1 protein-coding gene and 1 pseudogene are annotated in these 1,410 nt (G+C 36.2%); one reads left to right on the top strand and one right to left on the bottom strand.

Going from position 1 to position 1,410, the window contains the following annotated elements; genetic code table 11:
* Window positions 1-275, bottom strand: a pseudogene (locus AC1DSL_RS18220) (bile acid:sodium symporter family protein); the annotation flags it as partial.
* A gap of 162 nt (window positions 276-437) precedes the next feature.
* Between AC1DSL_RS18220 and AC1DSL_RS18215 the strand changes: the two are divergent.
* Window positions 438-623: an H-type small acid-soluble spore protein gene (locus AC1DSL_RS18215; RefSeq protein WP_016428176.1), complete on the top strand. Its 186-nt coding sequence runs from the start codon at window positions 438-440 to the stop codon at window positions 621-623.
* Window positions 624-1,410 lie beyond the last annotated feature (787 nt).

Here is a 1,410-nt window from a genome sequence, read left to right as displayed (position 1 = left end):
CTAAACACCACATGACCTATCCCAAGCGCCCATAGTGGCATAAATACATGCAACACGAAGATTGTTAGCACCAAAGGCAAAGGAGAAAGCATCGCTTGTTTCATCGATGCAAAATTCGAATTCAAACTGCCCGCAAACGTCATGAACGCAAATATCCATGGAATCAGTCCCGAAAAATCGTGAAGCGTCGCCGAAAAAATAACCCCAATTACCAAACTGATTGGGATGAACAACGACATTATTTTTTCCAACTTTTTATTTATTCTAATTAACATGCAACCAAATCCCCTAAAAAATACGAAGTCTTTACACATTATAATCCCATTCAGTCTTTCGTGACCCTAATAAAATATTTTTTCAAAACTTCACATGATAATGATGATTCAAACTCAAACTAAATCAAACTGAATAGGCAACTTGATTAAGGAGGAATTCACATGGAACTAAACCGCATCAAGCAAATCGTCAACTCGCCAAATGATATCGAAGTCACGTACAACGGAGTTTCCGTCTGGATCGACCAAGTTCACGAAAACGGCAAACTCGCAACAGTCCATCTTCGTCGCTCACTCGAAGAGCGTTCTGAAGTCGACATCTCCGAACTTAATGAAGTGGTACACTAATACGCCGATGTCTATTTTTCCAACTAACACGGCGTTTTTTCCAACTAAGCTTTACCCCCCTACTGTAAACGAAAGAATTATCTCCATATTCCCATAAAACAGGCGGCTGAAGATGCAATTTCAGCCGCCTCCTCACTTTCTCCATAAAAAGAACCCAACAACTTAAAGTTGCTGGATTCTATCATCACTTTCTTTATCCTTCAGCCCCAACGAAGATGCTAAATATCAATTGGATCATCCGACTTGCGATCAGTCAAAATTCCCATCTCTTCAATATGTCTTCTCGCTTCTTCATTCCCCTACCCCCTCCCCCTCAAACAAAACATCAAAGAGCATAATGAAATCCATAAAAAAAGGCTGTCGTATATGAAATTTCGACCGCTTTACTGTTAATCTTACAATCGATTACTGCCACAAACATCGCGTATAAACCACAAATAAACGACCGAAATAAAAATTTCGACCGTTCATAACAATTATTTAACTTTCGAGAGTGAATCCAATTATCTTTATTGATTTCACGTAAATTAAGCACGCTATATCCCCAATATATCTTTCCTAATCTATTATTTTTTTATTAAATTGTAATATTAATGACTTTTTTTCCATAAATTATATCTTATTATCATTATTACTATTATACTAAAATAAAAACACATAATTAGGAGTTTGGACATCATTAAATTAAATATCAGTCACTTCACTATCGTTTTGCTAGTATTTATTATACTGTTTTGTAATCCTTTTGAATCAAAAGCACAAGAATCACTTTCACAGGGTATCAAAC

This window comes from Paenisporosarcina sp. P4_D4, from assembly GCF_056401835.1.
This window is presented reverse-complemented; position numbering and strand designations above follow the sequence as displayed.